Source organism: Nocardioides terrae (genome assembly GCF_900112345.1).
GTDB lineage: Bacteria > Actinomycetota > Actinomycetes > Propionibacteriales > Nocardioidaceae > Nocardioides > Nocardioides terrae.
The window spans coordinates 286,663-312,536 of the sequence record NZ_FOLB01000001.1; the positions used below are offsets into that span (position 1 = coordinate 286,663).

Genomic DNA, 25,874 nt, shown 5'->3' on the forward strand with positions numbered 1-25,874 from the left:
CTAGCGACCCCTCAGAGCACCGCGTGGAACGGCTCGGTCCCGTTCACCAGGCCGAGCCCCGCGATGCCGGAGTGCTGCTGGGCGAAGGCGAGCTCCCTGCCGAGGTCCCCGATGTTGTTCGACAGCGGCAGCGGCGCCAGACCGAGGGTCGAGAGCACGCCGACCGCCTTGCCGCCGGCCGACATGAAGCCGGAGCCGGAGTCGCCGGGGATCCCGGGCGTCAGCGTGTACGCCGGGTGCGACCACCCCTCGTCGGCGGCGGCGTCGCCGAGGCTGGCGCCGAGCTTCGGCGACAGGACGCTCAGCCCACCGCGCAGCGAGGAGTTCCCATAGCTGTAGAGGCGGTCGCCCGCCGCGGTGCCGTCGGTGTCGATCCCGGTCGGGCCGCCGAAGAACGGGACCGACGGATTGACCTTGCCGACGTCGGCGGCGTCGACCCGGACCAGGGCCAGGTCGTTGTAGGCGCAGGTCTCGGCGTCCGACGTGCCGAGCTCGTGCATGCGGATCCACGACGAGTAGGCGAGGGTGCCGTGGCCGACCACCGTGCCCTCGTCGACGAGGCTGCCGCCCGTGTTGAAGGTGACCGGCGTCCCGAGCGGCAGTGACCCGGCCTGGCAGCCGTCGGTGTCGGTCGCCTCGCCGAGGCCGGCGCAGTGGGCCGCGTAGCCGACGTACACGTCGCCCGCCGCGTCGGTGTAGACGAAGTTGGCCGTGCACTGCGCACCCGCGGTGTACATCTGCACCCCTGGCGTGATCGCCGCCGATCCCGCCGGCGCCCAGCCCGGGGACGCCGACGACGACCGTGGCGCGACCAGCACGAGCGCGGTGATCGCGGCGAGCATCAGCGTGATCGTGAGCGTGGCCGCCTTGGTGGCGGTGCGCGAGAGCTTCATGCCGTACCTCCCGAGAGATGGGCCCGCGTAGACCCGTCAAACGACGAACGCCCGTCCGGGTTATCCCCGGACGGGCGCTCGATCCCTCAGAGGCGGGAGGTCAGTACGTCGGCTGCGACGGGTCGATCTGGTTGACCCAGGCCACGACGCCACCGCCGACGTGGACGGCGTCGGAGTAGCCCGCCCCCTTCGCGACGGCGAGCGCCTCGGCGGAGCGGACGCCGGACTTGCAGTGCAGGACGACCTGCTTGGCGCCGTCGCCGGTCAGCTCCTGGAGCTGCGCGATCGCGTTGCCGTTGAGGAACTCGCCCTTCGGGATCAGCACCGAGCCGGGGATCTTGTTGATCTCGTACTCGTTGGGCTCGCGCACGTCGACGAGGACGAAGTCGCGGCCGCCCTCCTCGCGCTCCTTGAGCATGTGCTCGAGCTGCACGACGGAGATCGTCGAGCCGGCGGCCGCGTCGGCCGCCTCCTCCGACACGGCGCCGCAGAAGGCGTCGTAGTCGATGAGCGAGTCCACGGTGGGGTGCTCACCGCAGAGCGCGCAGTCGGGGTCCCTGCGGACCTTGAGCTTGCGGTAGGACATCTCCAGGGCGTCGTAGATCATCAGCTCGCCGACCAGCGGGTCGCCCACGCCGGTGAGCAGCTTGATGCCCTCGGTGACCTGGATCGCGCCGATGCTCGCGCAGAGCACGCCCAGGACGCCGCCCTCGGCGCAGGAGGGGACCATGCCGGGCGGCGGGGGCTCCGGGTAGAGGCAGCGGTAGCACGGCGCGTCGGCCGCGGCCTCGGCCAGCACCGGGTCCTTGCCGTTGCGCAGGCCGGCCGCGAAGACGGAGGCCTGGCCGTCGAAGCGGTAGATCGAACCCCAGACGTAGGGGATGCCGAGGAAGTAGGCCGCGTCGTTGACCATGTAGCGGGTCGCGAAGTTGTCGGTCCCGTCGATGATCAGGTCGTAGCCCTCGAAGACCCTGAAGACGTTGTCGTTGTCGAGCCGCTCCTCGTGGAGGACGACATCGACGTAGGGGTTCGCCTCGGCGATCGACTCCTTGGCAGAGAGCGCCTTGGACTTCCCGATATCGGACTGGCCGTGGATGATCTGGCGCTGCAGGTTCGACTCGTCCACCTCGTCGAACTCGGCGATCCCGATCGTGCCCACGCCGGCCGCGGCGAGGTAGAGCAGCGCCGGGCTCCCGAGGCCACCGGCGCCGATGACCAGCACCTTGGCGTTCTTGAGCCGCTTCTGGCCCGACATCCCGACGTCCGGGATGATCAGGTGGCGGCTGTAGCGACGCACCTCGTCGATCGTGAGCTCCTCGGCGGGCTCCACGAGCGGGGGGAAGGACACGGCGGTCTCCCTTTCGTCTAGATCTCAGCGGTGTTCGAGTCCAACACCTGCCACGACCTCCATGTTCCCCCGCCGCCCGCGGCACGCCCGACGGCGTCCCGTCATCCGGACGCCCGCGGACGGTGGGTCGCGGGCGGCGTACGACTCCGCTCGCCACAGCGTGAGCCGGTGCGGTGCCGGGCGGCTACCACGGAGTAGTCTCGCCCGCGTGACGACGGACTACGACCTCGATACGACGCGGCCACGGGGCGGCCGCATGCCGCGGCGCGAGCGCCGGGCCCAGCTCCTCGAGTCCGCCCTCGAGGTCTTCGTCGCCCAGGGCTACCACTCCGCGGCGATGGACGACATCGCCGAGAAGGCCGGCGTGTCCAAGCCGGTGCTCTACCAGCACTTCCCCGGCAAGCTCGAGCTCTACCTCGCGCTGCTCGAGCAGTCCTGCGACACCATGATCGCCAAGGTGCGCGAGGCGCTGGAGTCCACCCAGGACAACCGCGACCGCGTCGAGCGGACCGTGCACGCCTTCTACGACTACGTCGCCAGCGAGTCCGGCGCCTACCGCCTCGTCTTCGAGTCCGACCTGACCAACGAGCCGGCGGTGCGCGAGCAGGTCGACCGGGTCACCAACGAGTGCTCCGAGGCGATCGCCGCCGTCATCGCCGCCGACACCAACCTGCCCGAGCCCGCGGCCCTGCTGCTCGCGGTCAGCCTGGTGGGAATGGCGCAGGTCTCCTCGCGGTTCTGGCTGGACAGCCAGCGCCGCATGAACCAGGAAGAGGCGGCTACCTTCGTGGGCGGGCTGGCCTGGCGCGGGATCCGCGGCTACCCCAAGACCGACGAGCACTGAGCAGTTCACAAGACGAAGGAGTTCCCCGTGGAGGTCAAGATCGGCGTCCAGCACGCCCAGCGCGAGCTGGTCCTGGAGACCGACGAGACGGCTGAGGCCGTCGAGAAGCTGGTCGGCGACGCGATCGCCGGCGGCGGACTGCTCAGCCTGGCCGACACGAAGGGCCGCAAGGTCTTCGTCCCGGCCGAGAAGATCGCCTACGTCGAGCTCGGCACGGGCAGCGTGGGGCACGTCGGCTTCCGGAGCTGATCGTCGGGGGCCGGTCGCCGGCCCATGTGCTGATCGTGCCTTCGGCGGGGTACCAACGCCGTGAGGGGGCATAGGGCCCCCTGGACGGGAGTACTCACATGATCGGCACGATCATCGCCTCACTGGTGGGCGGCCTCATCATCGGCCTGCTCGGCAAGTTCATCGCACCGGGCGACCGGGACAACATCCCGCTGTGGCTGACCATCGTCTGCGGCATCGCGGGCATGTTCATCGGCAGCTATCTCTATGCCGCGCTCTACGACTGCTCCGACATGAACAACTGCACCAACGGCGTCGACTGGTGGCGTCACGTGTGGCAGATCGTCGTGGCGGCCATCCTGGTCGTCATCGCTTCCGGTCTGACCGGTCGCTCCACGCACACCGGGCACTCCCGGCGCGCCTGAAGGCGCTGACGCCTCACGGCGTCCGTCCTGCCGAGCCGTCGCGGCCCGCCCTCCGGGGCGGGGCGCGGCGGCTCAGTGCGCCAGGCCGAGCCCGGTCATCCGCTCGACGTGGCGCTCGGTGAGCCGGGCGAACATCCGCCCGATCGCGGCCAGGTCGAGGCCGGGCATGTCCACGCCGCCGGCGAGCAGGGCCGACAGGGCGTCGCGGTTCGCCGCCACCCGCTGGGCCTCGGTCAGCGCCTCGCCCATCAGCCGCCTCCCCCACAGCGCGAGCCGGCCGGCCAGCTTGGGGTCGGCGGCGATGCCGGCCCGGACCCGGTCGACGGCGAACTCGGCGTGGCCGGTGTCCTCCAGCGAGGTGAGGACGAGATCGCGGGTCTGCGGGTCGAGGAACGCGGCGATCTCGCGGTAGAAGTCGTTGGCCAGCCCGTCGCCGACGTACGCCTTGACCAGGCCCTCCCACCAGTCGCTCGGCGCCGTGTGGGCGTGGAAGGACTCGAAGCCGTCGCGGAACGAGTCCATCGCGGTGAACGGGTCGGCGCCGAGCTCGGTGAGCCGGGCGCAGATCGACGCGACCTTCTCGATCTGCTGGGAGGCGAACAGCCCCAGCGCGACCTTGTCCTCGAGGGTCGGCGCCAGCGTGGCGTCCTCGGCGAGCCGCTCGAAGGCGCTGACCTCGCCGTAGCCGACCGCAGCGAGCAGGTCGACGACCGCCTCACGGTAGACGGGGTCCGAGAACGCCACAGAGTCCGCCGATGCAGTCACGCGCTCACCCTACCGATAGAATGCGAGGCGATTGATGGGCTGTGCCGCCCTGCTGCACCACCACGAGGAGCGCTGGCGCGGCCCGGTATGTGCGCGGCGTAGCGCTGATCGCTTCGAAGCTGTGAGTGCCTCCGCCGCAACGGGCTACATCACAGACCCCGGCGAGGCGCCGGGCACACGAAAGCGAAACATGACGACATTCCGAGAGCTCGGGGTGCACCCCGAGATTTGCGACGCGCTCGAGCGCAAGGGCATCACCACCCCGTTCGCCATCCAGGAGATGACCCTCTCCGTCGCCCTGATGGGCACCGACCTGATCGGCCAGGCGCGCACCGGCACCGGCAAGACCCTCGCCTTCGGCATCCCGGTGATCCAGCGCAGCGTGTCCCCCAAGGACGCCGACTACGTCGAGCTGCCGCAGGGCAAGCCGCAGGCACTCATCGTCGCCCCGACCCGGGAGCTCGCGCTCCAGGTCTCCAGCGACATCACCCTCGCCTCGGCGGACCGCGGCCTCCGCGTCCTCACCGTCTACGGCGGCGTCGGCTACGAGCCGCAGACCGACGCCCTCGCGTCCGGCGTGGACATCGTCGTCGGTACGCCGGGCCGCCTGATCGACCTCGCCAACCGGCGGGTCCTCGACCTCTCCCACGTGCACGCGCTCGTCCTCGACGAGGCCGACGAGATGCTCGACCTGGGCTTCCTGGAGGACATCCAGCGGCTCATCAAGATGACACCCGAGACCCGGCAGACGATGCTGTTCTCGGCGACCATGCCGGGCCCGATCGTCGCGCTGGCGCGCATGTACATGCGCACGCCGATGAACATCCGCGCGGAGTCGTCCTACGAGAACGCGACCGTGCCGGCGACGGCGCAGTACGTCTACCAGGCGCACGACCTCGACAAGCCCGAGATGATCGGCCGCATCCTGGTCGGCTCCCCCGACGTCGACAAGGTCGTCGTCTTCGCCCGCACCAAGCGCCAGGCCCAGCGCGTCGCCGACGACCTGACCGACCGCGGCTTCAACGCCGGCGCCCTGCACGGCGACATGGCGCAGGTCGCCCGCGAGAAGACCATGCAGCGCTTCCGCGAGGGCAAGGTCCAGATCCTCGTCTGCACCGACGTCGCCGCCCGCGGCATCGACGTCACCGGCGTCTCCCACGTCATCAACTACACGACGCCGGACGACGAGAAGACCTACGTCCACCGGATCGGCCGCACCGGCCGGGCCGGCGCCTCCGGCATCGCCGTGACGCTGGTCGACTGGGCCGACCTCCACAAGTGGAAGATGATCAACAAGGCCCTCGACCTGCCCTTCGACGACCTGACCGAGACCTACTCGTCCTCGGAGAACTTCCTCCACGACATGGGCATCCCGAAGGGGACCAAGGGCCGGATCAAGGCCGCCGCGCCCGTCGAGCGCAAGCCGCGCGAGCGGTCCGAGCGGTCCGAGCGGTCTGAGCGGTCCGAGCGGTCTGAGGGTGAGCGGTCCGAGCGCGCTCCGCGCAACCGCGACCGCAGCCGCACCCGCTCGCGCAGCGGCCGGCCCGTCGAGGGCGGCGACGAGTCCGTCGCCGCGCCGCAGGGCGCCTCGGCCACGGTCGTGGACGGCGTACCCGCCGACGGCGACGCGAAGCCTTCCCGCAACCGCCGCCGGCGTCGCCGGCCGTCGGGCTCGCGCCCGGCCGCTGAGGCCCCCGCCGCCGAGTAGGGCGCGGGCGCACAGCTTCCGAAGGGTCATCGTGACGGTTCGCGAACCGTCACGGTGACCTCTCGGCCGGGCCCGACGGCGGCGACCTCAGGCGACGACGACGACCTTCGTGCCCTCCGGCGCGAAGTCCCACAGGGCGATCGCGTCCTTGGTGCGCTGCCGGATGCAGCCGTGCGACTGCGGCGTGCCGAGCTGGGAGATCCGCTGGAGCGGGGCGCCGTCCTTCGTCGGGATCGTGTGGAAGCCGATCGCGGCCCCCGACGGGCCCTTGGTGAACCGCACGAAGTACTGCATCACCCCGGAGTCGTCGACGCCGACCGCCCAGCGGGAGCGGGAGTAGACGGCGTAGGTGCCGGGATGCAGGTTGTCGATGAGGCTGCCCGACCCCAGGTAGGTCCGCTCGACGTCGTCGGCATGGTCGACCAGCCACACCCGCTGTGCGCTCTGGTCGAAGACGATCCGCCGGCCGGACCCGCTGGCCGGCGGCAGGGCCGTGGGGTCGGGTGGTGTCACGGCCTTCGTGGACGGTACGTCGGCCTGCTCGGCCGCGACGCTGTCCGCGGCGTCGTCCGACGGCCCGGCCGACCCGGCAGCCGAGCCGGCCGGGTCCGGCGACGTCGACGGAGCAGCTCCCAGCGTCGACGACACGCGCTGGCGCACCGACGCGTCCGGGGACGAGCCGTCCCATCCGCCGGCGGAGCTCAGCAGTGCCACGGCGACGACAGCGACCGAGGCGGCCACGGCAGCCAGCCGTCCGTAGCGCGGCTGCACGGCCCGATGCTTGGGCGTCATGACGGACGGGTCCTCAGGCGCCGGCTCTTCGGCCGGCCGGCCTCCGCGCGGGCGATGAGGTTGGCGGCGACCTCGCGGTAGGCCTGCGCCCCCTTGCTGGTGCGCGACGTGGCGAGGATCGAGCGTCCGGCGGCGGGCGCCTCGGCGAACTTGATCGTCTTCGGGATCGGCGGCTCGATGACCGCCAGGTCGTAGGTCTGCGAGATCGTGTCGAGCACGGTGCGCGCGTGCGTCGTGCGGCCGTCGTAGAGCGTGGGCAGGACGCCCCAGACCTCGAGGCCCTTGTTGGTGAAGCGGCGCACGTCGTGCACGGTGTCGAGCAGCTGGCCGACGCCCCGGTGCGACAACGTCTCGCACTGCAGCGGGACGAGCACGCCGTCGGCCGCCGTCAGCGCGGCGACCGTCAGCACGCCCAGCGACGGCGGGCAGTCGAGCAGGATCCAGTCGTAGCCGTCGGCACCGACGAGATCGGCCAACGACGCCTTGAGGACGTGCTCGCGACCGGTGCGGGTCAGCAGGTCGGCCTCCGCGCGCGCCAGGTCGATGGTCGCGGGCAGCAGGTCGACGCCGTCCTCGGTCTCGAGGACCACCTCGGTCGGGTCCAGACCCTTGGTGAGCACCTGGTGCACCGAGAGGTCGAGGTCCTCGGGGTCGACGCCGAGCGAGAACGTCAGGCACGCCTGGGGATCGAGGTCGACCAGGAGCACCCTCTGGCCGAGCTCGGCCAGCGCGGCACCGATCGAGGCGACGGAAGTCGTCTTGGCGACGCCACCCTTCTGGTTGGCGACGGCGAGCGTGATGGTCATCGGGGCCATCATGCCCGATGGCGACGCCCCGGCGGGCAGACTGTGGCCCATGTCTGCACCCCGAAGCACCGCTCTCGTCACCGGCGCCACCGCCGGCATCGGCCACGCCTTCGCCCGCCAGCTCGCCGCCCGCGGCCACGACCTCGTCCTCGTCGCCCGCGACGCCGAGCGGCTCGAGCAGGTCGCGGAGGAGCTCCGCACCACCTACGGCGTCCAGGCCGAGGTCCTCCCGGCCGACCTCGTCGACCGCCAGCAGCTCGGGCGCGTCGAGGAGCGTCTGGCCGACGAGGCGCGGCCGGTCGACCTGCTGGTCAACAACGCCGGCTTCGGCTTGAAGAAGCGCTTCCTCGACAACTCCGCCGACGACGAGACGGCCATGCTCGAGGTGCTGGTGACCGCTCCCCTGCGGCTCAGCCACGCCGCCCTGGGCGCCCAGGCCCGGCGTGGCCACGGTGGCGTCATCAACGTCGGCAGCGTGGCGTCGCTGCTCCCCCGCGGGACCTACAGCGCCGCGAAGGCGTGGATCAACGCCTTCACCGAGTGGGCGCACCACGAGTACGAGCCGCAGGGCGTCGCCGTGATGGCGCTCCTGCCCGGCTTCACCAAGACCGAGTTCCACGAGCGGATGGGCGTGAGCCGCGGCTCGGCGCCGGACTGGATGTGGCTCGACGTCGACGACCTGGTACGGGAGGCGCTGGCCGACTACGACAAGGGGAAGGTCTTCTCGGTCCCGTCGGTGCAGTACAAGGTCATCGTGGCCGGCGCCCGCGCCGTACCGACCCGGGTGCTGCAGCGCTTCCAGAGCCTCGGGCGCCGCTGACCCTCAACCCTGGCCCGCCGAGCTGATCGAGGGCGACGACTCCCCCGTCGTCGAGCGTCGCCTCAACGACGGGCGTGCCTTCCGGGTGATCAAGGACCCGCACCAGCCGGCCGACCTCGAGCGCCGGGTGCGCGAGCTCGGCTGGGACGTCACCGTCGGGAGTGCCGGCCCGTTCTACTGCGGTACGGCTACGACGGCGTAGCCGCCTACTGCTCGACGAACGCGCGCACCGCGTCGGCGACCATCTGCACCGCGATGGCGGAGAGCAGCAGGCCCGCGATGCGGGTGACGAGCATGACGCCGCTCTCCCGGATCAGCTTGAGGATCGGCAGCGAGAACCGCATCGCGAGCCACAGCACCAGGTGGACGCCGACGATGCCCAGCGCCACCGCGTCCAGGTCGCCGAAGGTGTCGACGCGCCGGGCGAAGACCATCGTCGCGACGATCGCGCCCGGGCCGGCGAGCAGCGGGGTGCCGAGCGGCACGAGCGCGACGTTGCCGCCGTTCGCCGCGAGCGGCTGGTCGTCCTTGCCGGTCAACAGCTCCAGCGCCACGAGGAGCAGCAGCAGACCGCCGGCGCACTGCAGCGCGGGCAGCGAGATCGACAGATAGTCGAGGATCCCCTGGCCGAAGACGGCGAAGACCACGATCACGAAGAACGACACGGTCACCGCCTGCCAGGCGGCCCGGCGGGCGTGGTCCACGGACCGGCCGGACGTGAGCGACAGGAAGATCGGCACGGTGCCGACGGGGTCCATGATGACGAAGAGGGTCACGAAGACCTCCACCATCAAGGTGACGTTCACCGGATGACCTGCGGCGTCGGACGCCCGCTCGCCGCCGACGCGGTGGCCGCCGCGTCGATCAGCCGTGCGTACTCCTCGGGCGCCGTGGTGTTGACGCCGAGGTCGTGCATCGTCTTGCCGGTGCCGTGATAGTCGCTCGAGCCGGTGACGACCAGCCCGAGGTTGCGCGCGATCGCCCGCAGCCGGTCGCGACGGGTCGCGTCGTGGTCCTGGTGGTCGACCTCCAGGCCGGTCAGGCCGAGCTCCTGCAGGCTGGCCAGCTCGGCCTCGCCGGGTCGCTCGGAGGTGCTGCGACCCCAGACGTGCGCGATCACCGAGGCGCCGCCCGCCTCGGCGACCAGGGCGATCGCCTGGTCGAGCGAGGTGGCGTAGCGGCCGACATATCCGGGCCGACCGGCGGCGAGCAGCGTGTCGAAGGCCTCGTCGCGGTCGGCGACCACCCCGAGCCGCACCAGCGCGTCCGCGACGTGCGGCCGGCCCGACGCGGCGGCGTCGGGCGAGACGGCGAGGACGTCGTCCACGGTGATCTCGACGCCCAGGCCGCGCAGCCGCTCCACCATCATCGGCAGCCGGTGCCGGCGCCCCTCGAGGACGTGCTGCAGCTCGGTGACCAGCGGTGGGTACGTCGGGTCGGGGAGGTAGCCCAGGAGGTGGACGCTCCTCCCCTGGTGCAGGGTGCTGATCTCCATGCCGCGGACCAGCTCGATGCCGATCTCCGCGGCGGTCGCCGCCGCCTCGGCCCAGCCGTCGGCGGTGTCGTGGTCGGTCAGCGCCACGACGTCGAGACCGGCCGCCTGCGCGGCGCGCACGAGCTCCTCCGGGGAGTCGGTCCCGTCACTCACGCGTGAGTGCGTGTGGAGGTCGATGCGCACCCGCGAAGGATAGTGGCAGCCCCGCTCACCAGGGTGGAGCGGCACCGCCGAACGGCAGCTCGACGAGCGCCGGGCCGAGCGTCGAGACGTCGCGCAGCAGCCAGGGGTCACGCAGCAGGAGCAGCGCCGACGCCGGCCGGATGACGAGCCACAGCCAGCGCCCCGCGCCCTCGCCCGCGAGCACCGACCGGTCCCACTCCGACGCCGCCTCACCGACGCCGTCGCAGGTCGACACCAGCCAGAGCGGAACGGGCTGCCCGTCGAGGCGCACCTTCGACGCGGGCGGGCCGTCGCCGATCTCGGCGCCCGGGTCGTCGTGGAGCGTGCCGGCGCAGCGCGATCCCAGGCCGGTGGACGGCTCCTCGGACACGATGAACAGGTCGACGGGACCGTCGAGCTCGCTGGGGCCGGACACGCAGGTGTAGGTCGCCTTCCGCTCGACGACCCCGAAGTCGGTCACCCGCCAGCCGGGGCTCAGCGGCCACGGGACGTAGGTCGGGAGGGCGTCGGCCAGCTCCAGGTGCGCCGCGAACTCGTCGTACGACGACTCCGCCGGGCGCCACAGGGGCGCGACCAGCCCGTGCTCCGGGCACGACCACGAGGCGTCGGTCTCCTTGATCGGCGCGACCGGGGTCGGGCAGCGGGGGCAGCCGGGTGTCACCCGCCAACGGTGTCGGGCCCGAGCGGGAGCGTCAAGGGTCGCGGGGTCGCCGCGCTGGTGGGTCAGGAGTTCCAGTGCAACACGACGGGCTGCTCGCGCTCGGAGCCCAGCACCGAGAGCGTGGCGGTGTCGAGGCGGAGCAGCCGCCCCTCCGAGACCGGAAGGCCGAGCCAGCGTGCGGCCAGGGCCCGCAGGGCGTGACCGTGGCCGAAGACCAGCGCCTGGCCCTCCACCGCGCGCACCCGGCCGATCACCCGGTCCAGCCGGGCACTGACCTGCTCGGCGCTCTCCCCGCCGGGCACCACGCCCCGCCAGACCGTCCACCCCGGGTCGCGCTCGCGGATCTCGTCGGTGGTGATGCCCTCGTAGTCGCCGTAGTCCCACTCGGCGAGGTCGCCGTCGACCTCGGCGTCGGGGAAGCCCGCCAGCTCGGCGGTACGCCGGGCCCGCTGGCGCGGCGAGGTGAGGACGAGCTCGAAGTCGACGTCGGACAGCCGAGCCGCGAGCGTGCGCGCGGTCTGCTCGCCCTCGGGCAGCAGCGGCAGGTCGGTCGTGCCCGTGTGCCGGCCGGAGACGCTCCACTCGGTGGCACCGTGGCGGGCGAGATAGAGCTCGGTCATGGCGTCAGTCTGGCAGTCTCTGCGCATGACTCCTGGCCTGGGCCGTCACCGCGGCGCCGCCGCTGCGGCGTTCGCGACCCAAGGGCTGGTGTTCGTGAGCCTGACGACGCGCCTGCCGCGGTTCCGTGAGCACTGGGACCTCGGTGAGATCGGCCTCTCCCTGCTCCTGCTGATGATCGTGCTGCTCGCCGGGGTCGGGTCGGTGGTCGCCGAGCAGCTCGCCCGGTACAGCTCGAGCGCGGCACTGCTGCGCACCGGCCTGGTCACCATCGCCGTCGCGGTGCCGGTCGCGGCGGCAGCGCCGGCGTTCGGGGTGTTCATCGGCGGGCTGGCGGTCTACGGCGTCGGCCTCGGCGTCGTCGACGCCACGACCAACATGCAGGCCGTCGCTCTCGAGCACCGCTACGAGCGCCCGATCCTGCCGTCGCTGCACGGCGCCTGGACGACGGGCGGCGTCGTCGGGGCCGGGCTCGCGCTCGCCGCGGGCGACACCCCGCTCGCCCTGACCGGGCTGGTCGCGCTCGTCCCGGCCGCGGTGGCGCTGGCGCCGTACCTCCCGCGCGACCACGGTGCGACCGGGATCGGCGACGTCGCGGCGGGCGGCGAGGGCGCGGAGGTGCCCTGGCGGCCGATCCTGCTCGTCGGCCTCGGGATGGTGCTCTTCTACATGGTGGACACCGCGGCGCAGACCTGGGGACCGACCTACCTCGACGACGTCTTCGACACGCCGCACCGCCTGGTCGCCCTGGCGACCTTCCCCTACCTGCTGGCGAGCCTCGCGACGCGGGTGGCCGGCGACCGCCTGGTGACGCGGTACGGCGCCGTGCCGGTGCTGCGGGTCGGTGCGCTGGTCGGCTGCGCGGCGCTCGCCGTCGTGGTCCTCGCCCCGACCTGGCCGGTGGCGGTCCTGGGCTTCGCCGTGCTCGGTGCCGGTGTCGCCGTCATCGCGCCGCTGAGCTTCTCGGCCGCCGCCCGGATCGCCGGCGGCGATCGCTCGCGCGTCGACGCGGTGATCGCCCGGTTCAACCAGTTCAACTACCTCGGCGCGCTGCTGGGGTCGGTCCTCACCGGCCTGGTCGGCGCGGGCAGCCTGCGGGTCGGCTTCGCGGTGCCGATGGTGCTGCTGCTGGCGATGCTGCCGCTGGCACGGGCCTTCGCACCGGCCACCCTGACGCCGGTCAGGGCCGAGCGATCCGCCGGTTGACCGCCCGCGACACGAGCGACGGCGCCACGTCCGCGACCACGGCCATCACCTTGCCCGGCAGGCCCACCGCGGTGTGCACGCGCGGCGACAGCACCCGACGGAGGCCGCGCCGCGGCTGCGCCATCGCGAAGACCTCCTCGGCGACGTCGCCCGGCGTCAGGTGCACGCCCAGCGCGTCGGTGCTGGCGATGTGCAGGTCCTCCGTCATCGCGGTAGCCACGAAGAGCGGCCACACCGCCTGCACGCGGATCCCCTCGTCGCGCCACTCGATCTCGAGCGCCTCGGTCAGCCCGCGCACGGCGAACTTGCTGGCCGAGTACGACGCCAGCTCGGCCTGGCCGTAGATCGCGCTGGCCGAGCACACGTTGATGACGCCCGACCCGGCGGTCGCCCGGAGCGCGGCGTGCGCCGCGTGGCAGCCGCTGAGCACGCCCTTGACGTTGACGTCGACCGTGCGCAGGTGTGCGTCGAGCGGCACGTCGGCGAAGCGGCCGCCGAAGAGGATCCCGGCGTTGTTGACCAGCAGGTCGAGACGGCCGCCCGAGCCCTCGGTGAAGTCGGCGATCACGGCGTCCCACTGCTCGGGCACGGTCACGTCCAGGACACCCCCGACGGCGGCAGCTGCTCCGTGCTCCGCGACCAGCTCGCGCACCGCCCGCTCGGCGCCGACGGCGTCGATGTCGTAGACGCCGACGAGCCAGCCGGCCCGCGCGAACCGCCCGACGATGGCACGCCCGATGCCCGTCGCCGAGCCGGAGACGAGGACCGCGGGTCGGGTGCTCATCGCGGGATGAGTGCCCAGTAGTCGAGGTCGAGCAGCACGCCGTCGGCGTACTTCCCGTCGTTGTCGCCACCCACCTGGCGCAGCGTCATGGACTCGTCGTGGCCCTTCGTCGCGACCAGCCGCAGCCGCAGCGCCCCGACTCCCGGGGCCTCGAGCTCGACCCGGTCGAGCACCTCGCTCCACGCGTGCACGGTGTCGCCGGCGAAGGCAGGGGACACGTGGGAGCCGGCGTTGATGGCGGCGATCAGCTGGGCGTTGGCCAGGCCGTTGAACGACAGCGCGCGGGCCAGCGAGATGATGTGGCCACCGTAGACCAGGCGCCTGCCGTCGGGGCGGGCGTCGGTGTTGAAGTGCACCTTCGCGGTGTTCTGCCACAGCCGCGTCGCCAGCATGTGCTCGGCGTCGGTGAGCGTGACGCCGTCGACGTGGTCGATCCGCTCCCCCACCTCGTAGTCGCCGAGGCGGTGCGGCTCCCCTGCGGCGCCGAAGTCGTACGCCGCGAAGGAGATACCGTGCGGGACGACCAGGTCCTCGGGTGCGACGACGGCGGCGAGGTCGGGGACGACGATCTCGGGGGCCGGGGCGTCCACGTCGCGCTTGTGGACCATCACCCAGCGCGCCCAGTCGAGGACGACGGCGCCACGGTGGTTGGTGGCGGTGGAGCGGACCCAGACCACACCGCTGCGGCCGTTGGAGTTCTCCTTCAGGCCGATGACCTCGGAGCGGGTCGAGATGGTGTCCCCCGGACGGACCGGGTGCTGGAAGCGGCACTCGGCGTAGCCGAGGTTGGCCACGGCGTTGAGCGAGATGTCGGGGACCGTCTTGCCGAAGGCGATGTGGAAGCCGACCAGCTCCTCGACCGGGTGTCGGTCGAAGCCGAGGGAGGCGGCGAACTGTGCCGAGGACGGCACGGCGAACCGGGTCGGGTAGATCGCCCCGTAGAGGGCGCGGTCGCCCTCGGTCACGGTGCGCGGAGTGGCGTGCTCGATGACCTGGCCGAGGACGAAGTCCTCGAAGAAGTTGCCAGCGTTCGTCTTCGACATCTGCCGTCCCTCTCTTACTGGCCAGTAGGCCGGCCCATCATGGCGAACCCCGTGGCGGCGGCGGTACCCGCTCAGCGGGTGGGAAACGTCATACCGGCGCGAGCGCGGCCTCGAGCAGGCGCGCCAGCACCTCGACGGCCTCGCGCTGCCCGACGGCGCGGCTGGCCGGCCACTCCGGCAGCCCCGGCCGGTCCGACGGCTCCGGCCGGCGCTCGGCGAGCAGCGCGCGCAACCCGTCGAACCCGTCGTGCGCCGCGGCGACCACCTCGGTCTCGGCGACCTTCGTCGGGTCCGTGCCGGGCACCTCCACCGGCGTCAGGTCGGACCACTCCCCCTCGAGGCGGAGATCGTCGGCACGGAGCTGCTCGACCATCCCGGCGGCGTAGGACCGGACCCACCGCGCGACGGGGAGACCGATCTTCGGCTCGCTCCGCGCACGCCCGCCCAGCACCCGTTTGGCGAGGAGCTCCTTGCGGACCGGCTTGCCGTCGGACGTGGCGATGCCGAGCTCGACCAGCCGGGCGTTGACCAGCTGGAGCAGCTGGGCCGACGCCGCCCCGACGGAGGCGTTGCTGACCGGGCCGGGCGCCAGCCCCGTCGGGTCGAAGCCGACGACGCGGCCGAACCGCGCGGTGAGCTCGGCGTGCGGCGCACCGGGCGGAGGTACGGCGACCAGGGTGACCGCACCGTCGCCGACCGCCTCCGCCCAGCGACGCGTGATGCGGACCAGGTCCTGCTGCCGCCAGAAGGTGCGGCCCGCCTCGGTCAGGTGCCGGTCTCGTCGACCCGGCCGCGGTCGGGCGCGGTGGGCGCTGCGCAGGTAGTCCTCCCAGCCCCAGGCGCGACCGTTCTGGACCGTCTCCTGCCACATCGAGGCCAGCTGCCGGTTGAGGTCGCGGGCGGTGACGACGACCTCGACCCGACGGTCGGGGAAGCTGCCGACGACGGCGGCGACCTGCCGCTTGGAGAAGGTGCCGAGGTACTCCATCGAGAGGACCGCGGTGCCGCTCCACGCCGAGACCTGGTCGGCCAGCGCCGACCAGGCCGGGCCGTCGGCGGCGCCTGTCCGGATCACCTCCCGGACCGCGGCGACCTGGTCGCGCCACGCCTGCCCGGGGACGAGCACCCCCTGCTCGGCGAGCACCTGCCGGTTGGCGAACAGCAGCGCCTGGAGGCTGGTCGTGCCGGACTTCATCGTGCCCACGTGGAGCACGACCCGCTGGGTCATCGGGTCCCTTCCTGGGACTCGCGCCGCTGGACGCTCTGGGGGTCCTCGGCGACGCTGCGCCGCACCAGCTCCTCGAGTGCGTGGAGGGCCGCGTCCAGCTGGGCCTCGACGCCGACCTTCTCGGGGCTGACGCCGGCGGAGGCGACGGGCTCGAGGTCGGCCAGGTCTCCGACGACACGGACGCCGCTCGCGGCAAGGCCGGCCCGCTGCGCCTCGGCGAGGCGGCGCACCCACCGGGTGACCTTGAAGCCGAGGGCCGGCTCCGCGCGACGGTGCCGCGGAAGGATCGTCTTGGCGATGCCGAACTTCACGTGCCGGGAGTAGTCGGGCCAGGCCAGGTCCGCGACCCGGTGGTTGATCCGCTCCATCAGCTGGGCGGAGGCGGCCCCGAGCGACTCGTTGCCGCTCTCCGGCGGGGCGGCCGCCTCCGTGGGCAGTCCGACGGCTTCGCAGAAGCGCCGCCAGAGCAGCTCCGGGTCGGCTGCGGAGCGAGGCAGGGTGACGACGGTGACCGCGTCGGGGCCGACCAGCTCAGCCCACTTGCGGGTCACCGCGACCGCGTCCTGCTCGTTCCAGAAGACCTCACCGGGGCCGCGCCGATGACGGACGCCGTCGACGTACTCCCGCCACGGCCAGGTGCGGGCGTTCTTGAGGGTCTCCTGCCACATCGAGGGGATCGTCCGGCCGAGGTCGCGGACGGTGACGACGGCCTCGACCCGCGTGGACGGGAAGGACTCCACAACGGTGCGCAGCTTGTCGGCCGATGCCGAGCCCAGGAACTCCATCGAGATGATCGCGGTGCCGGGGAAGGCGTCGATCTCGGCGACCATGGTCTCCCAGGCGCCGCCGAACTCGCCGTGGGCGCGCTGGCGCCGGCCCAGCGCGTCGCTCACCGCGTTCACCTGGTCGCGCCACTTCGCGCCGGGGAAGAGGAACCCGGCGTCGGCCAGGCCCTCGCGCGCGGCGCCGAGCCGCGCCTGGAGGTGGCTGGTGCCGGACTTCATCAGCCCGACATGGAGGACGACGCGCTCAGCCATGATGGGTCAGGCTAGCGAACCGGGGGCCGACGACCGCCGTCAGCCCGATGCCGGTGCCCGTCAGAGCTTGTAGTCCTTGAGCAGGCTGCGGCCGATGATCATCTTCTGGATGTCGGAGGTGCCCTCGCCGATGAGCATGAACTTGACCTCGCGCATGAGCCGCTCGATCTCGTACTCCTTGGAGTAGCCGTAGCCGCCGTGGATGCGGAAGGAGTCCTCCACGACCTCGTTGGCGTACTCCGAGGCCAGCATCTTCGCCATCCCGGCCTCCACGTCCATCCGCCGCCCGGTGTCCTTGAGGCGGGCGGCGCGCACCATCATCGTGTGGATGGTCTCGACCTTGGTGGCCATCTCCGCGATCCGGAACAGGATCGCCTGGTGGTCGGCGATCACCTTGCCGAAGGTCTTGCGCTGCTGGGCATAGGCCACCCCGAGCTCGAAGCCGCGGATCGCCAGGCCGCAGGCGCGGGCGGCCACGTTGACGCGGCCCACCTCGACGCCGTCCATCATCTGGAAGAAGCCCTTGCCCGGCTCGCCACCCAGGATCTGCTCGGCGGCGATCTTGTGGTCCTCGAGGATCAGCTCGGTCGTCTCGACGCCCTTGTAGCCCATCTTCTCGAGCTTGCCGGGGACGGTGACGCCCTGTGCGGTCTCGCCGAACCCGGCCTCCTTCTCGACCAGGAACGTCGTCATGTTCTGGTAGACCGACTCCGCCCCCTCGTCGGTCTTGGTGAGCAGCGCGACCAGCGTCGAGGAGGCGCCGTTGGTCAGCCACATCTTCTGGCCGGTGATCGAGTAGGAGCCGTCCTCCAGCCTCGTCGCCTTGGTCGACACTGCGGAGACGTCCGAGCCCAGCGCCGGCTCCGACATCGAGAACGCGCCCCGGACCTCGCCGGTCGCCATCCGCGGCAGGTACCTCTGCTTCTGCTCGTCGGTGCCGTGCTGCATCAGCAGGTAGGCCACGATGAAGTGCGTGTTGATCACGCCCGACACCGACATCCAGCCGCGGGCGATCTCCTCGACCACCAGCGCGTAGGTGAGCAGCGACTCGCCCAGGCCGCCGTACTCCTCGGGGATCGTCAGCCCGAAGACGCCCAGCTCCTTGAGCCCGTCGATGATCTCCTGCGGGTAGGTGTCGGAGTGCTCCAGCTCCTGGGCGGCGGGGATGATCTTGTCCTCGACGAACTGGTGGATCGTCTTCAGGATCTCGTCCTGGATCTCGGTCAGACCCTCGGTCTGGGCAAGGCGACCCATCTGGTGCTCCTCGAAGTTCGGCGCTGCGTCTCGGTCGGACCCGCCCGAGGCTACCGGGCAGTAGCGTGCGTCGTCCTGTGTCGTCCTTCACACCGGTCGCGCTGGGTTAGGATCGCGGTCCGAGCCCGGAGGGGTGGATCCGGGGCGGGGAGGTCAGGATGGAACGCCGAGGCGGGGCGCGACGCCGCACGCTCTCGACCACCGAGGCCTTCCACCGACGCTTCCGCACGGCCGGCATCGCCGTCGCCGTCGTCGCGGTGCTAGCCATCGTCGGCGTGACGGTCGGCCTCCAGCGCGACTCCGACCCGACGAGCACCAGCGCCCGGCCCCGGCACACGCCGTCCGCCTCCGCCGCGCCCCTGGTCGTCGTACCCGCCGTGCACTTCGACCGGCGGATCCTGACCCTCCCGGAGATGAAGGAGAAGTTCGGCAAGCAGGGTCTCCACCTCGTGGAGTCCGACCCGACCCAGCCGACCACCTTCACCATCTCGTCCTTCAACGTCCTGGGCTCGAGCCACACCGGCAAGAAGGGCTCGGCCGCCGGGCCGGCCCGCGCGGCCCGGGCGGGCTCGCTGGTGCGGCGCAAGGGCGTGAGCGTCGTGGGGCTCCAGGAGTTCCAGTCCAACCAGCGCGGCGCCTTCCTCGGCAACGCCGGGATGGTCGCCTACCCGTCCGCGGGCGGCCTGGACGGCGAGAACTCCATCGCGTGGGACCCCGACGACTGGTCGCTGGTCGAGGGTCACCTGGTCGACATCCCCTACTTCTTCGGCCAGCCGCGCAAGATGCCGAACGTCCTGCTCCGCAACCTGCACACCGACCGGATGGCCTGGTTCTCGAACTACCACAACCCGGCCGACGTGTTCGGCTGCAAGTGCGGCGGGCACCGCGCCGCGGCGACCGACCGCGAGATCTCGATCGTCAGGGACCTGACCTCGAGCGGGACGCCGATGTTCACGACCGGCGACATGAACGACCGGGCCAGCTATGCCTGCAGGTACGCCGCCTCGGGGCTGCACTCCGCCGACGGTGTCAGCCGGGCCGGCGGCTCCTGCCACCTTCCGGGCAACGAGTGGATCGACTGGATCTGGGGCTCGTCGCAGGTGTCGTTCTCGCGCTACAGCCGCGACTACTCGACCCGCAACGGGCCGAAGATCTCCGACCACCCGATCATCACCGCCACGGCCACGATCGCGCCGGCCGCCGAGGCCTGCAAGAGCTACACGCGGCACGGGGACAAGTACTGGTTCTGCCCCGACCCCACCGCCGACTGAGCCCTACGGCAGCATCGCGGTGACCGAGTTGACCGGGTGGTCCGTCGCGGCGTCGACCAGCGGCCCGTCATCGCTGAGGTAGCCCGAGAACGACACCCCGGCGGTCGCCAGGATCCAGTCGATCGGCGTCGGCTGCGGCGGCCGGCAGCCACCGGCGCCGTACGACCCTCCGGCGGCGAAGACCACGGGCAGCGCGGCCGCCATCTCGCAGAAGAACGTGCGCTTGGAGTTCATGTCGCCGACCAGGAACACGGGCGTGCCGTCGGCGGAGAGCGCCCGGATCGCCTCGACCTCGCGCTGGACGGCGGCGCTGCGGTAGCGGTCGTTGTTGCCGCCGCACACGGCGCAGTTGGTGGCGGGGTTGTGCACGCTGATCACCCAGAAGGTGTCCTCGGTCGCGCGCATCCGCAGCTGCACCGCCGGCGTGTGGATGGTCTGCCCGCCGAAGTAGGGGTAGGTCACGGTGCGGGCCGAGAGGAGCTCCATCGCCGACTCGCGCCAGGCGATGGTCTGCCGGCCGTCCGCCTGGTCGCTGCCGGGGCGCGGGAACATGCCCCAGCCGGCTCCCATCTGGCGCTGGAACGCCTGGGCCTGCGGCGGCTCGAACTCCTGGAAGCCCACCACGTCGACGGCGTGGTTGGCGAGGATCCTGACCGCGTCCGACATCCGCGTGTCGTAGGGCGTCTTGATGAAGGAGTCGCCCCCCTTGCGGGTGTGCGAGGCGCCGAGCACGTTGAAGGTCGCGATGCGGAAGATGGACGGCGAGGCCGCGACCGACTGCGCCGACTGGGCGAGGCTCGACGCCTGCGATCCGGGTTGCGGCGGGACGGGGGCGGTCGTGGACGGTGTCGCGGGCAGCGTCGTCGTGGGCGCCGCGGCCGGCGTGCTCGGCGTCGGGCTGGGACCGAGCGTGGCGTGCTCGACCGGACCGCCGGACTGCTGCGACGAGGGCGTGGCCCGGTCGTCCCCGCGTCCCCCGGCCGTGACCTGGAGGACGACCAGACCGGCGACCACGCCGACGATCGCGATCAGGACGGCCGCGTCCAGCAGCACGGAGCGGGTCGGGCGGAGCACCGCCACATTGTCACCGATGCCCGGTTGCGGGGCCGACCGATCCCCTTCTGTCGCCTTAGTATCAACGGGTCCTTTACCTTCACGTCTCGGAGGAACGATGTCCGCACGGCCACGCCCGACCCGATCCCGAGCCCGCCGCGCGCTCAGGACGGCGGCCTCGCTGGGCGCCGTCGCCGCAGTCGCGACGGCGGCGCTGGTCGCACCCGACGCGCCGGACGCCACTAGGTCGCTGGGCGCGGGACGGATCGCCCTCAGTGCCGACGTGTCGCTCGCGACGCAGCCACCGGGTCCCACCCGCTTCCGGGTGAGCACCTTCAACTTGCTCGGCTACGGGCACACGATGCCCGGCGGCGACCGCAAGGGCTGGCTGGACGGGACCACGCGGCAGCGGATGGCCGACCAGCTGATCCTGGCCAACGGGCTGGAGGTCATCGGCTTCCAGGAGATGGAGTCACCGCAGATCGCACAGTTCAAGGCCGAGCTCGGTGGCAGCTACGACATCTTCCCGGGCCGGACCGATCCGAAGGCCGGCTACAACGTCAACGTCGACGGAAACAGCATCGCCTGGCGCAAGGACCGCTGGACGGCGCTGCAGGAGACGTTCTACGACGCCCCCTACTTCAAGGGCGCGAACGTCCCCAAGCCGATCGTGCTCCTGCAGAACAGGCTGACCGGGCAGCAGGTCTTCGTCACCAACACCCACAACCCGGCCAACACCTTCGGCGACGCGCAGGCCCTGCGCGACCGGTCGGTCGACATCCAGGCCCGGACGTTCGCCGCCCTGCAGGCCCAGCACCCCGGCGTCCCGATCGTCTTCACCGGCGACATGAACGACACCCGCGACTTCTACTGCCGCTTCACCAAGAAGAGCTCGCTGCGCGCCGCCAACGGCGGCACCCGGACCGCCCGGTCCTGCACGCTGCCTCCGTCGCCCCAGATCGACTGGATCATGGGGACGACGAACATCCGGTGGAGCGGATACCAGCAGCTGCGCACGCCCTACATCAAGCAGACCACCGACCATGCGCTCGTCTGGGCCGACGCGACCCTCCAGCCGGTGGCCGCCCAGCGCGCCGGCATCCGCCGTGTCGTCGTGCTCGACGTCGAGGGCCTGCCGGCAGCGGCGCTGACCGGCCGCAACGCTCGCTACGCGCCCCACCTGCGCCGCCTGATGGCCTCCGGCGCCGCGACCCTCAACGCCCGCACCGCCGCCGAGACCAGCGCCTCGCTGCCCAACCTCGTCTCGATGCTGTCGGGCCGACCGGCCGCTCGCGGGTACGGCGGCCACGGGGTCACCTGGCGCAAGGACCAGCCGCACCGCAAGCGCCGGGCCACCACCCGGGCCGCTGCCCGGCGCTACGTGCCCACGCTGTTCGACTCCGTCCACGACTGGGGCGGCCGCACGAGCCTCATGAGCTCGGACCGCAACGCCGGCCTGGTGCGCCGCTCCTACGACAGCCGGCACGGCGCCCGCGACGTCCAGGGTGTCCGCTACAGCCGGTCGAAGCTGTCCGTGTCGACCACGCGCTCGAGCGACACGCAGGTGGCGAAGGCGCTCAAGAAGCAGCTGCGGCACCCGCGGACCGTCTCGGTGGTGCAGCTCAGTGACCTGCGCGTCACGGGCCAGCGGCACGGCTTCCTCGGCCGCGCCTACCGCAAGGCGCTGCGCAGGCTCGACAAGAAGGTCGGGAGCATCTGGGCCTCGATCCGCCACAACCGGCGGACCGCGGGCTCGACGCTGCTCGTCGTCACCGCCGACTCGGGCGGTCACCACCACGCCGCTCAGGGACGCTCGCTCAGCAACATCCAGGTGCCCTTCATCGTGTGGGGTCACGGCGTGCCGGCCCGGACCGACCTCTACAGCCTCAACCCGGCCTACCGCTCCCCTGGAGCGTCGCGACCCGGCTACGGCGGCCCGCAACCGATCCGGACCAGCGACGTCGCCAACCTCGTCACGGGCGTCCTGGGCTACCCCGTGGTGTCGCGGAGCCGGACCCGCACGTCACAGGACATGAACGTCTTCGTCACCAGGTGACGTCGGGTCGGTGGCGGGCCCGATAGCGTTCACCTGTGAGCACCACCCCGTCGCGCGTCTTCCTCGCCCGCCTCGTCGGGCTGCCTATCTTCGACCCCCGCGGCGATCAGGTCGGCAAGGTGCGTGATGCGGTCGTGACCCTCCGATCGGAGCGGAGGCAGCCACGGGTGCTCGGCCTGGTCGCCGAGGTGTTCGGTCGCCGGCGGGTCTTCCTTCCGATGACCCGGGTCACCAACGTCGACGCCGGCCAGGTCTACACGACCGGGCTGCTCAACATGCGCCGCTTCGAGCAGCGCTCGACCGAGACGCTGGTCATCGGCCAGATGATCGACCGGCAGGTCACCATCACCAGCAGCGGCGTCAGCGGCACCGTCTACGACGTGGCCATGGAGCAGGCCCGCAACCGGGACTGGGTGCTCTCCCGCGTGGCCGTCCAGGAGCAGGCGTCGAAGGGTCGAGCGGCGCTGCGCCGGCGCGGGCAGACCCACGTGGTGGAGTGGGACGACGTCGTCGGCCTGGCCCAGCGCTCCGCCACGCAGCCGGCCACCCACCTGCTGCACGCCATCAACGAGATGCGGCCGGCCGACGCGGCCAACATGATCCACGACCTCCCGCCGGAGCGCCGTCGCCAGGTCGTCGCCGGGCTCGACGACGAGCGCCTCGCGGAGGTGCTCGAGGAGCTGCCCGAGGACGACCAGGTCGAGATCCTGGAGCACCTCGACTCCGAGCGCGCGGCCGACGTGCTGGAGGAGATGTCGCCCGAGGACGCCGCCGACCTCATCGCGGACCTCCCGCCCGAGACCGCCGCCACGCTGCTCGAGCTGATGGAGCCCGAGGAGGCCGAGGACGTCAAGCGGCTGATGTCCTACGAGGAGAACACCGCGGGCGCGATGATGACGCCGGAGCCGGTGATTCTCGGCCCCGACGCAACGATCGCCGACGCGCTGGCCTACGTCCGCAACCCGGAGCTCACCCCGGCCGCAGCCGCGCTGGTCTACGTCTGCCGGCCGCCGCTGGAGACCCCCACGGGCAAGTTCCTGGGGGTGGCGCACATCCAGCGGCTGTTGCGCGAGCCGCCCTCCACCCTCGTGGCCGGCGCGCTCGACAGCGAGCTCGACCCGCTCCGCCCGGAGAACAGCCTCGACGAGGTCGCGGCCCACCTGGCGACGTACAACCTGGTGGCGGCGCCCGTGGTGGACGAGGCGGGCCACCTCGTCGGCGCGGTGACCGTCGACGACCTGCTCGACCACCTGCTCCCCGAGAACTGGCGCGACCGGGCGGTGGGTCATGGCTGACCTCCGCGCCGAGCGCGCCCGCCTCGACACCCCCCGGGACGTACGCCGCCACCTGGTCCGGCGCCCGACCATGGGCCCCGACACGTTCGGTCGGTTCGCGGAGCGGTTCGCGCGCTACATGGGCACGGCGCGGTTCCTGCTCTGGATGACCGGCTTCGTGGTGTTCTGGCTGATCTGGAACACGCTGACGCCGTGGAAGTTCGACCCGTACGCCTTCATCTTCCTGACCCTCATGCTGAGCCTGCAGGCGTCGTACGCCGCCCCGCTCATCCTGCTCGCGCAGAACCGCCAGGAGGACCGCGACCGGGTGATCGCCGAGCACGACCGGCAGATCGCCGCCCAGTCGAAGGCCGACATGGAGTTCCTCGCTCGCGAGATGGCCTCGCTGCGGATGGCGCTCGGCGAGGTCGCCACCCGCGACTACGTCCGCTCCGAGCTGCGGGCCCTTCTGGCCGAGCTCGAGGAGCGACGTGACGGACCAGGAGAGGCGGATGTGCCGACTGACTCCGAGGGACCGGGGTCCACCACGTAGGCTGGGGCATCGTGAGCACCACCCTGCTGGACCGTGTCAACGCCGCGCTGGCGACCGTCAACGACCCCGAGATCAAGCGACCGATCACCGAGCTCGGCATGGTCGAGTCCGTGGCGGTCGACGACGCGGGCGTCGCCCACGTGAAGGTCCTCCTCACGGTCGCCGGCTGTCCGCTCAAGGACACCATCAACCGGGACGTGACCGGCGCGGTCGGCACGGTCGAGGGCATCAGCGCCGTCGACCTCGAGCTCGGCGTGATGACCGCCGAGCAGCGCACCGAGATGCGCAACTCGCTCTCCGGCGGCGCCGCGCAGCGGGAGATCCCGTTCGCCAAGCCCGGCTCGCTCACCAAGGTCTTCGCGATCGCGTCCGGCAAGGGCGGCGTCGGCAAGTCCTCGGTCACCGTGAACCTCGCGGTCGCCATGGCCGCCCAGGGTCTCAAGGTCGGCCTCGTCGACGCCGACATCTACGGCCACTCCGTTCCGGCGATGCTCGGCGTGGCCGACGCCCGGCCGACCCAGGTCGACGACCTGATCATGCCCGTCCCGACGCCGTCGGGCGTCTCGGTGATCTCCATCGGCATGCTCAAGCCGCGCCGCGACCAGGTCGTCGCCTGGCGCGGACCGATGCTCGACCGGGCCCTCGTGCAGATGCTCGCCGACGTCTTCTGGGGCGACCTCGACGTGCTGCTGCTCGACCTGCCGCCCGGCACCGGTGACATCGCGATCTCGCTCGGCCAGCACCTGCCCAACGCCGAGATCCTCGTCGTCACCACGCCGCAGGAGGCAGCGGCCGAGGTCGCCGAGCGCGCCGGCACGATGGCCGAGATGATGCACCAGCGGGTCGTCGGCGTCGTCGAGAACATGTCCTACCTCGTCTGCCCGCACTGCGGTCCCGAGCACAAGATCGAGATCTTCGGCTCCGGCGGCGGCGCCCGGGTGGCGTCCACGCTGTCCACCCGCTTCGGCGCCGACGTGCCCCTGCTCGGCCAGATCCCGCTCGAGCCGTCGCTGCGCGAGGGCGGCGACGTCGGCAAGCCCGTGGTCGAGGCCGACCCGACCGTCCCCGCGGCCGTCGCCCTCGTCAACGTCGCGCAGCGCCTGGCCGGCCGCTCCCGGGGTTTGGCAGGTCTGCAGCTAGGGCTCACGCCATCGAGTAAGTTCTAGCCCGTGTTCGGCATCGGCCTTCCCGAGCTGGCGGTCATCGCCATCGTGGCGATCTTCGTGTTCGGGCCGGACCGGCTTCCGGAGCTGGCCCGGCAGGCCGGCCGGTTCGTGCGGCGGGCCAAGGACATCGCCGACGGCGCTCGGGACCAGCTGCGCCAGGAGCTCGGGCCGGAGTACGCCGACCTCGAGCTGCGCGACCTCGACCCGCGCGTCTTCGTCCGCAAGCAGATCGACGCGGCGCTGGCCGAGGCCGACATCGCCGAGGTGGCCGCGGCGCAGGCGGCGGCGAAGTCGCGCCTGCTGCGCGACGGCGAGCGACCGCCGTACGACGCCGACGCGACCTGACCGGATCCGTCGGCCCTC

The 25,874-nt window shown here is 72.0% G+C and carries 27 protein-coding genes; 12 read left to right on the forward strand and 15 right to left on the reverse strand.

Annotated elements, in window-relative coordinates; all coding sequences use genetic code 11:
• Window positions 1-11: 11 nt before the first annotated feature.
• Window positions 12-893, reverse strand: coding sequence for a hypothetical protein (locus tag BM236_RS01365; RefSeq protein WP_091119317.1), 882 nt, complete (start codon window positions 891-893; stop codon window positions 12-14).
• 100 nt (window positions 894-993) lie between these two features.
• Window positions 994-2,241: an adenylyltransferase/sulfurtransferase MoeZ gene (moeZ, locus tag BM236_RS01370; protein WP_091119319.1), complete on the reverse strand. Its 1,248-nt coding sequence runs from the start codon at window positions 2,239-2,241 to the stop codon at window positions 994-996.
• 256 nt (window positions 2,242-2,497) lie between these two features.
• Between moeZ and BM236_RS01375 the strand changes: the two genes are divergently transcribed.
• The 3 genes from BM236_RS01375 (at window position 2,498) to BM236_RS01385 (ending at window position 3,738) form a co-directional block, all read left to right on the forward strand.
• Window positions 2,498-3,085: a TetR/AcrR family transcriptional regulator gene (locus BM236_RS01375; protein WP_091119321.1), complete on the forward strand. Its 588-nt coding sequence runs from the start codon at window positions 2,498-2,500 to the stop codon at window positions 3,083-3,085.
• 27 nt (window positions 3,086-3,112) lie between these two features.
• Window positions 3,113-3,334, forward strand: a complete 222-nt coding sequence (locus tag BM236_RS01380) for a DUF3107 domain-containing protein (RefSeq protein ID WP_091119323.1) — start codon at window positions 3,113-3,115, stop codon at window positions 3,332-3,334.
• Between the two features lie 98 nt (window positions 3,335-3,432).
• Window positions 3,433-3,738, forward strand: a complete 306-nt coding sequence (locus tag BM236_RS01385; protein WP_091119326.1) for a GlsB/YeaQ/YmgE family stress response membrane protein — start codon at window positions 3,433-3,435, stop codon at window positions 3,736-3,738.
• 72 nt (window positions 3,739-3,810) lie between these two features.
• Here the strand turns inward: BM236_RS01385 and BM236_RS01390 are convergent, their stop codons facing one another.
• Window positions 3,811-4,503 carry a ferritin-like fold-containing protein gene (locus BM236_RS01390; protein WP_091119328.1) on the reverse strand — a complete coding sequence of 231 codons (693 nt, stop codon included), beginning with the start codon at window positions 4,501-4,503 and terminating at the stop codon, window positions 3,811-3,813.
• 190 nt (window positions 4,504-4,693) lie between these two features.
• Between BM236_RS01390 and BM236_RS01395 the strand changes: the two genes are divergently transcribed.
• Window positions 4,694-6,211 (forward strand): DEAD/DEAH box helicase, encoded by a 1,518-nt coding sequence (locus tag BM236_RS01395; RefSeq protein WP_091119330.1) that lies wholly within the window; start codon window positions 4,694-4,696, stop codon window positions 6,209-6,211.
• 87 nt (window positions 6,212-6,298) lie between these two features.
• On the opposite strand, the gene BM236_RS01400 is transcribed toward BM236_RS01395, so the two are convergent.
• Window positions 6,299-7,003, reverse strand: a complete 705-nt coding sequence (locus BM236_RS01400; RefSeq protein ID WP_091119332.1) for a L,D-transpeptidase — start codon at window positions 7,001-7,003, stop codon at window positions 6,299-6,301.
• Window positions 7,000-7,809: a ParA family protein gene (locus BM236_RS01405; RefSeq protein WP_091119335.1), complete on the reverse strand. Its 810-nt coding sequence runs from the start codon at window positions 7,807-7,809 to the stop codon at window positions 7,000-7,002. The genes BM236_RS01400 and BM236_RS01405 overlap by 4 nt, the downstream gene beginning before the upstream one ends.
• 49 nt (window positions 7,810-7,858) lie before the next feature.
• On the opposite strand from BM236_RS01405, the gene BM236_RS01410 reads away from it, so the two are divergent.
• Window positions 7,859-8,629 (forward strand): SDR family NAD(P)-dependent oxidoreductase, encoded by a 771-nt coding sequence (locus BM236_RS01410; RefSeq protein WP_091119936.1) that lies wholly within the window; start codon window positions 7,859-7,861, stop codon window positions 8,627-8,629.
• 206 nt (window positions 8,630-8,835) lie between these two features.
• On the opposite strand, the gene BM236_RS01415 is transcribed toward BM236_RS01410, so the two are convergent.
• The 4 genes from BM236_RS01415 to BM236_RS01430 form a co-directional block, all read right to left on the reverse strand.
• Window positions 8,836-9,435 carry a MarC family protein gene (locus BM236_RS01415; protein ID WP_245750067.1) on the reverse strand — a complete coding sequence of 200 codons (600 nt, stop codon included), beginning with the start codon at window positions 9,433-9,435 and terminating at the stop codon, window positions 8,836-8,838.
• Window positions 9,432-10,352, reverse strand: a complete 921-nt coding sequence (locus BM236_RS01420) for a PHP domain-containing protein (protein ID WP_342714113.1) — start codon at window positions 10,350-10,352, stop codon at window positions 9,432-9,434. Before BM236_RS01420 ends, BM236_RS01415 begins: the two co-directional genes overlap by 4 nt.
• A complete protein-coding gene (locus tag BM236_RS01425) occupies window positions 10,333-10,968 on the reverse strand; it encodes a DUF6758 family protein (protein ID WP_245750068.1) in 636 nt (211 codons plus the stop codon). Before BM236_RS01425 ends, BM236_RS01420 begins: the two co-directional genes overlap by 20 nt.
• A gap of 62 nt (window positions 10,969-11,030) precedes the next feature.
• The gene (locus tag BM236_RS01430) at window positions 11,031-11,588 is read right to left on the reverse strand and encodes a histidine phosphatase family protein (RefSeq protein ID WP_091119340.1); all 558 of its coding nucleotides are present in this window, start codon (window positions 11,586-11,588) and stop codon (window positions 11,031-11,033) included.
• 25 nt (window positions 11,589-11,613) lie between these two features.
• Between BM236_RS01430 and BM236_RS01435 the strand changes: the two genes are divergently transcribed.
• A complete protein-coding gene (locus tag BM236_RS01435; RefSeq protein ID WP_091119342.1) occupies window positions 11,614-12,792 on the forward strand; it encodes an MFS transporter in 1,179 nt (392 codons plus the stop codon).
• Here BM236_RS01435 and BM236_RS01440 read toward each other — a convergent pair.
• The 5 genes from BM236_RS01440 to BM236_RS01460 form a co-directional block, all read right to left on the reverse strand.
• Entirely contained in the window at window positions 12,767-13,576 is an 810-nt protein-coding gene (locus BM236_RS01440; protein ID WP_091119343.1) for an SDR family oxidoreductase, read from the reverse strand. The genes BM236_RS01435 and BM236_RS01440 overlap by 26 nt on opposite strands.
• Window positions 13,573-14,619 carry a MaoC family dehydratase gene (locus tag BM236_RS01445; RefSeq protein ID WP_091119345.1) on the reverse strand — a complete coding sequence of 349 codons (1,047 nt, stop codon included), beginning with the start codon at window positions 14,617-14,619 and terminating at the stop codon, window positions 13,573-13,575. Before BM236_RS01445 ends, BM236_RS01440 begins: the two co-directional genes overlap by 4 nt.
• Window positions 14,620-14,707: 88 nt before the next feature.
• Window positions 14,708-15,847, reverse strand: coding sequence for a hypothetical protein (locus tag BM236_RS01450; protein WP_091119347.1), 1,140 nt, complete (start codon window positions 15,845-15,847; stop codon window positions 14,708-14,710).
• Entirely contained in the window at window positions 15,844-16,884 is a 1,041-nt protein-coding gene (locus tag BM236_RS01455; protein ID WP_091119349.1) for a CoA transferase family protein, read from the reverse strand. The genes BM236_RS01450 and BM236_RS01455 overlap by 4 nt, the downstream gene beginning before the upstream one ends.
• 60 nt (window positions 16,885-16,944) lie before the next feature.
• Window positions 16,945-18,138, reverse strand: coding sequence for an acyl-CoA dehydrogenase family protein (locus BM236_RS01460; protein WP_091119352.1), 1,194 nt, complete (start codon window positions 18,136-18,138; stop codon window positions 16,945-16,947).
• Between the two features lie 158 nt (window positions 18,139-18,296).
• Here BM236_RS01460 and BM236_RS01465 point away from each other — a divergent pair, with 158 nt between their 5' ends.
• Window positions 18,297-19,409, forward strand: coding sequence for an endonuclease/exonuclease/phosphatase family protein (locus BM236_RS01465; RefSeq protein WP_091119354.1), 1,113 nt, complete (start codon window positions 18,297-18,299; stop codon window positions 19,407-19,409).
• Between the two features lie 3 nt (window positions 19,410-19,412).
• Here BM236_RS01465 and BM236_RS18605 read toward each other — a convergent pair whose 3' ends face one another.
• Window positions 19,413-20,483 (reverse strand): endonuclease/exonuclease/phosphatase family protein, encoded by a 1,071-nt coding sequence (locus BM236_RS18605; RefSeq protein WP_175507494.1) that lies wholly within the window; start codon window positions 20,481-20,483, stop codon window positions 19,413-19,415.
• Window positions 20,484-20,580: 97 nt separating this feature from the next.
• Here BM236_RS18605 and BM236_RS01475 point away from each other — a divergent pair, with 97 nt between their 5' ends.
• From BM236_RS01475 to BM236_RS01495, 5 genes are read left to right on the forward strand one after another with little or no spacing between them, the layout of a single operon-like run.
• Window positions 20,581-22,518: an alkaline phosphatase family protein gene (locus tag BM236_RS01475; protein ID WP_175507495.1), complete on the forward strand. Its 1,938-nt coding sequence runs from the start codon at window positions 20,581-20,583 to the stop codon at window positions 22,516-22,518.
• 35 nt (window positions 22,519-22,553) lie between these two features.
• Window positions 22,554-23,813: a magnesium transporter MgtE N-terminal domain-containing protein gene (locus BM236_RS01480; protein WP_091119360.1), complete on the forward strand. Its 1,260-nt coding sequence runs from the start codon at window positions 22,554-22,556 to the stop codon at window positions 23,811-23,813.
• On the forward strand, window positions 23,806-24,345 hold the full coding sequence (locus BM236_RS01485) for a DUF1003 domain-containing protein (RefSeq protein WP_091119363.1): 540 nt from the start codon (window positions 23,806-23,808) through the stop codon (window positions 24,343-24,345). Before BM236_RS01480 ends, BM236_RS01485 begins: the two co-directional genes overlap by 8 nt.
• 11 nt (window positions 24,346-24,356) lie before the next feature.
• Window positions 24,357-25,511 (forward strand): Mrp/NBP35 family ATP-binding protein, encoded by a 1,155-nt coding sequence (locus BM236_RS01490; protein ID WP_091119365.1) that lies wholly within the window; start codon window positions 24,357-24,359, stop codon window positions 25,509-25,511.
• Between the two features lie 3 nt (window positions 25,512-25,514).
• A complete protein-coding gene (locus tag BM236_RS01495) occupies window positions 25,515-25,856 on the forward strand; it encodes a sec-independent translocase (RefSeq protein WP_091119367.1) in 342 nt (113 codons plus the stop codon).
• The last annotated feature ends 18 nt before the right edge of the window (window positions 25,857-25,874 follow it).

What these genes read in the sequence shown, in the direction of transcription:
- BM236_RS01445 (WP_091119345.1), bottom strand. Translation starts at nt 14,619, where the DNA reads ATGTCGAAGACGAACGCTGGCAACTTCTTCGAGGACTTCGTCCTCGGC.
- BM236_RS01400 (WP_091119332.1), bottom strand. Translation starts at nt 7,003, where the DNA reads ATGACGCCCAAGCATCGGGCCGTGCAGCCGCGCTACGGACGGCTGGCT.
- BM236_RS01485 (WP_091119363.1), top strand. Translation starts at nt 23,806, where the DNA reads ATGGCTGACCTCCGCGCCGAGCGCGCCCGCCTCGACACCCCCCGGGAC.
- BM236_RS01440 (WP_091119343.1), bottom strand. Translation starts at nt 13,576, where the DNA reads ATGAGCACCCGACCCGCGGTCCTCGTCTCCGGCTCGGCGACGGGCATC.
- BM236_RS01385 (WP_091119326.1), top strand. Translation starts at nt 3,433, where the DNA reads ATGATCGGCACGATCATCGCCTCACTGGTGGGCGGCCTCATCATCGGC.
- BM236_RS01430 (WP_091119340.1), bottom strand. Translation starts at nt 11,588, where the DNA reads ATGACCGAGCTCTATCTCGCCCGCCACGGTGCCACCGAGTGGAGCGTC.
- BM236_RS01395 (WP_091119330.1), top strand. Translation starts at nt 4,694, where the DNA reads ATGACGACATTCCGAGAGCTCGGGGTGCACCCCGAGATTTGCGACGCG.
- BM236_RS01405 (WP_091119335.1), bottom strand. Translation starts at nt 7,809, where the DNA reads ATGACCATCACGCTCGCCGTCGCCAACCAGAAGGGTGGCGTCGCCAAG.
- BM236_RS01475 (WP_175507495.1), top strand. Translation starts at nt 20,581, where the DNA reads ATGTCCGCACGGCCACGCCCGACCCGATCCCGAGCCCGCCGCGCGCTC.
- BM236_RS01435 (WP_091119342.1), top strand. Translation starts at nt 11,614, where the DNA reads ATGACTCCTGGCCTGGGCCGTCACCGCGGCGCCGCCGCTGCGGCGTTC.
- BM236_RS01365 (WP_091119317.1), bottom strand. Translation starts at nt 893, where the DNA reads ATGAAGCTCTCGCGCACCGCCACCAAGGCGGCCACGCTCACGATCACG.
- BM236_RS01465 (WP_091119354.1), top strand. Translation starts at nt 18,297, where the DNA reads ATGGAACGCCGAGGCGGGGCGCGACGCCGCACGCTCTCGACCACCGAG.
- BM236_RS01460 (WP_091119352.1), bottom strand. Translation starts at nt 18,138, where the DNA reads ATGGGTCGCCTTGCCCAGACCGAGGGTCTGACCGAGATCCAGGACGAG.
- BM236_RS01375 (WP_091119321.1), top strand. Translation starts at nt 2,498, where the DNA reads ATGCCGCGGCGCGAGCGCCGGGCCCAGCTCCTCGAGTCCGCCCTCGAG.
- BM236_RS01455 (WP_091119349.1), bottom strand. Translation starts at nt 16,884, where the DNA reads ATGGCTGAGCGCGTCGTCCTCCATGTCGGGCTGATGAAGTCCGGCACC.
- BM236_RS01450 (WP_091119347.1), bottom strand. Translation starts at nt 15,847, where the DNA reads ATGACCCAGCGGGTCGTGCTCCACGTGGGCACGATGAAGTCCGGCACG.
- BM236_RS01410 (WP_091119936.1), top strand. Translation starts at nt 7,859, where the DNA reads ATGTCTGCACCCCGAAGCACCGCTCTCGTCACCGGCGCCACCGCCGGC.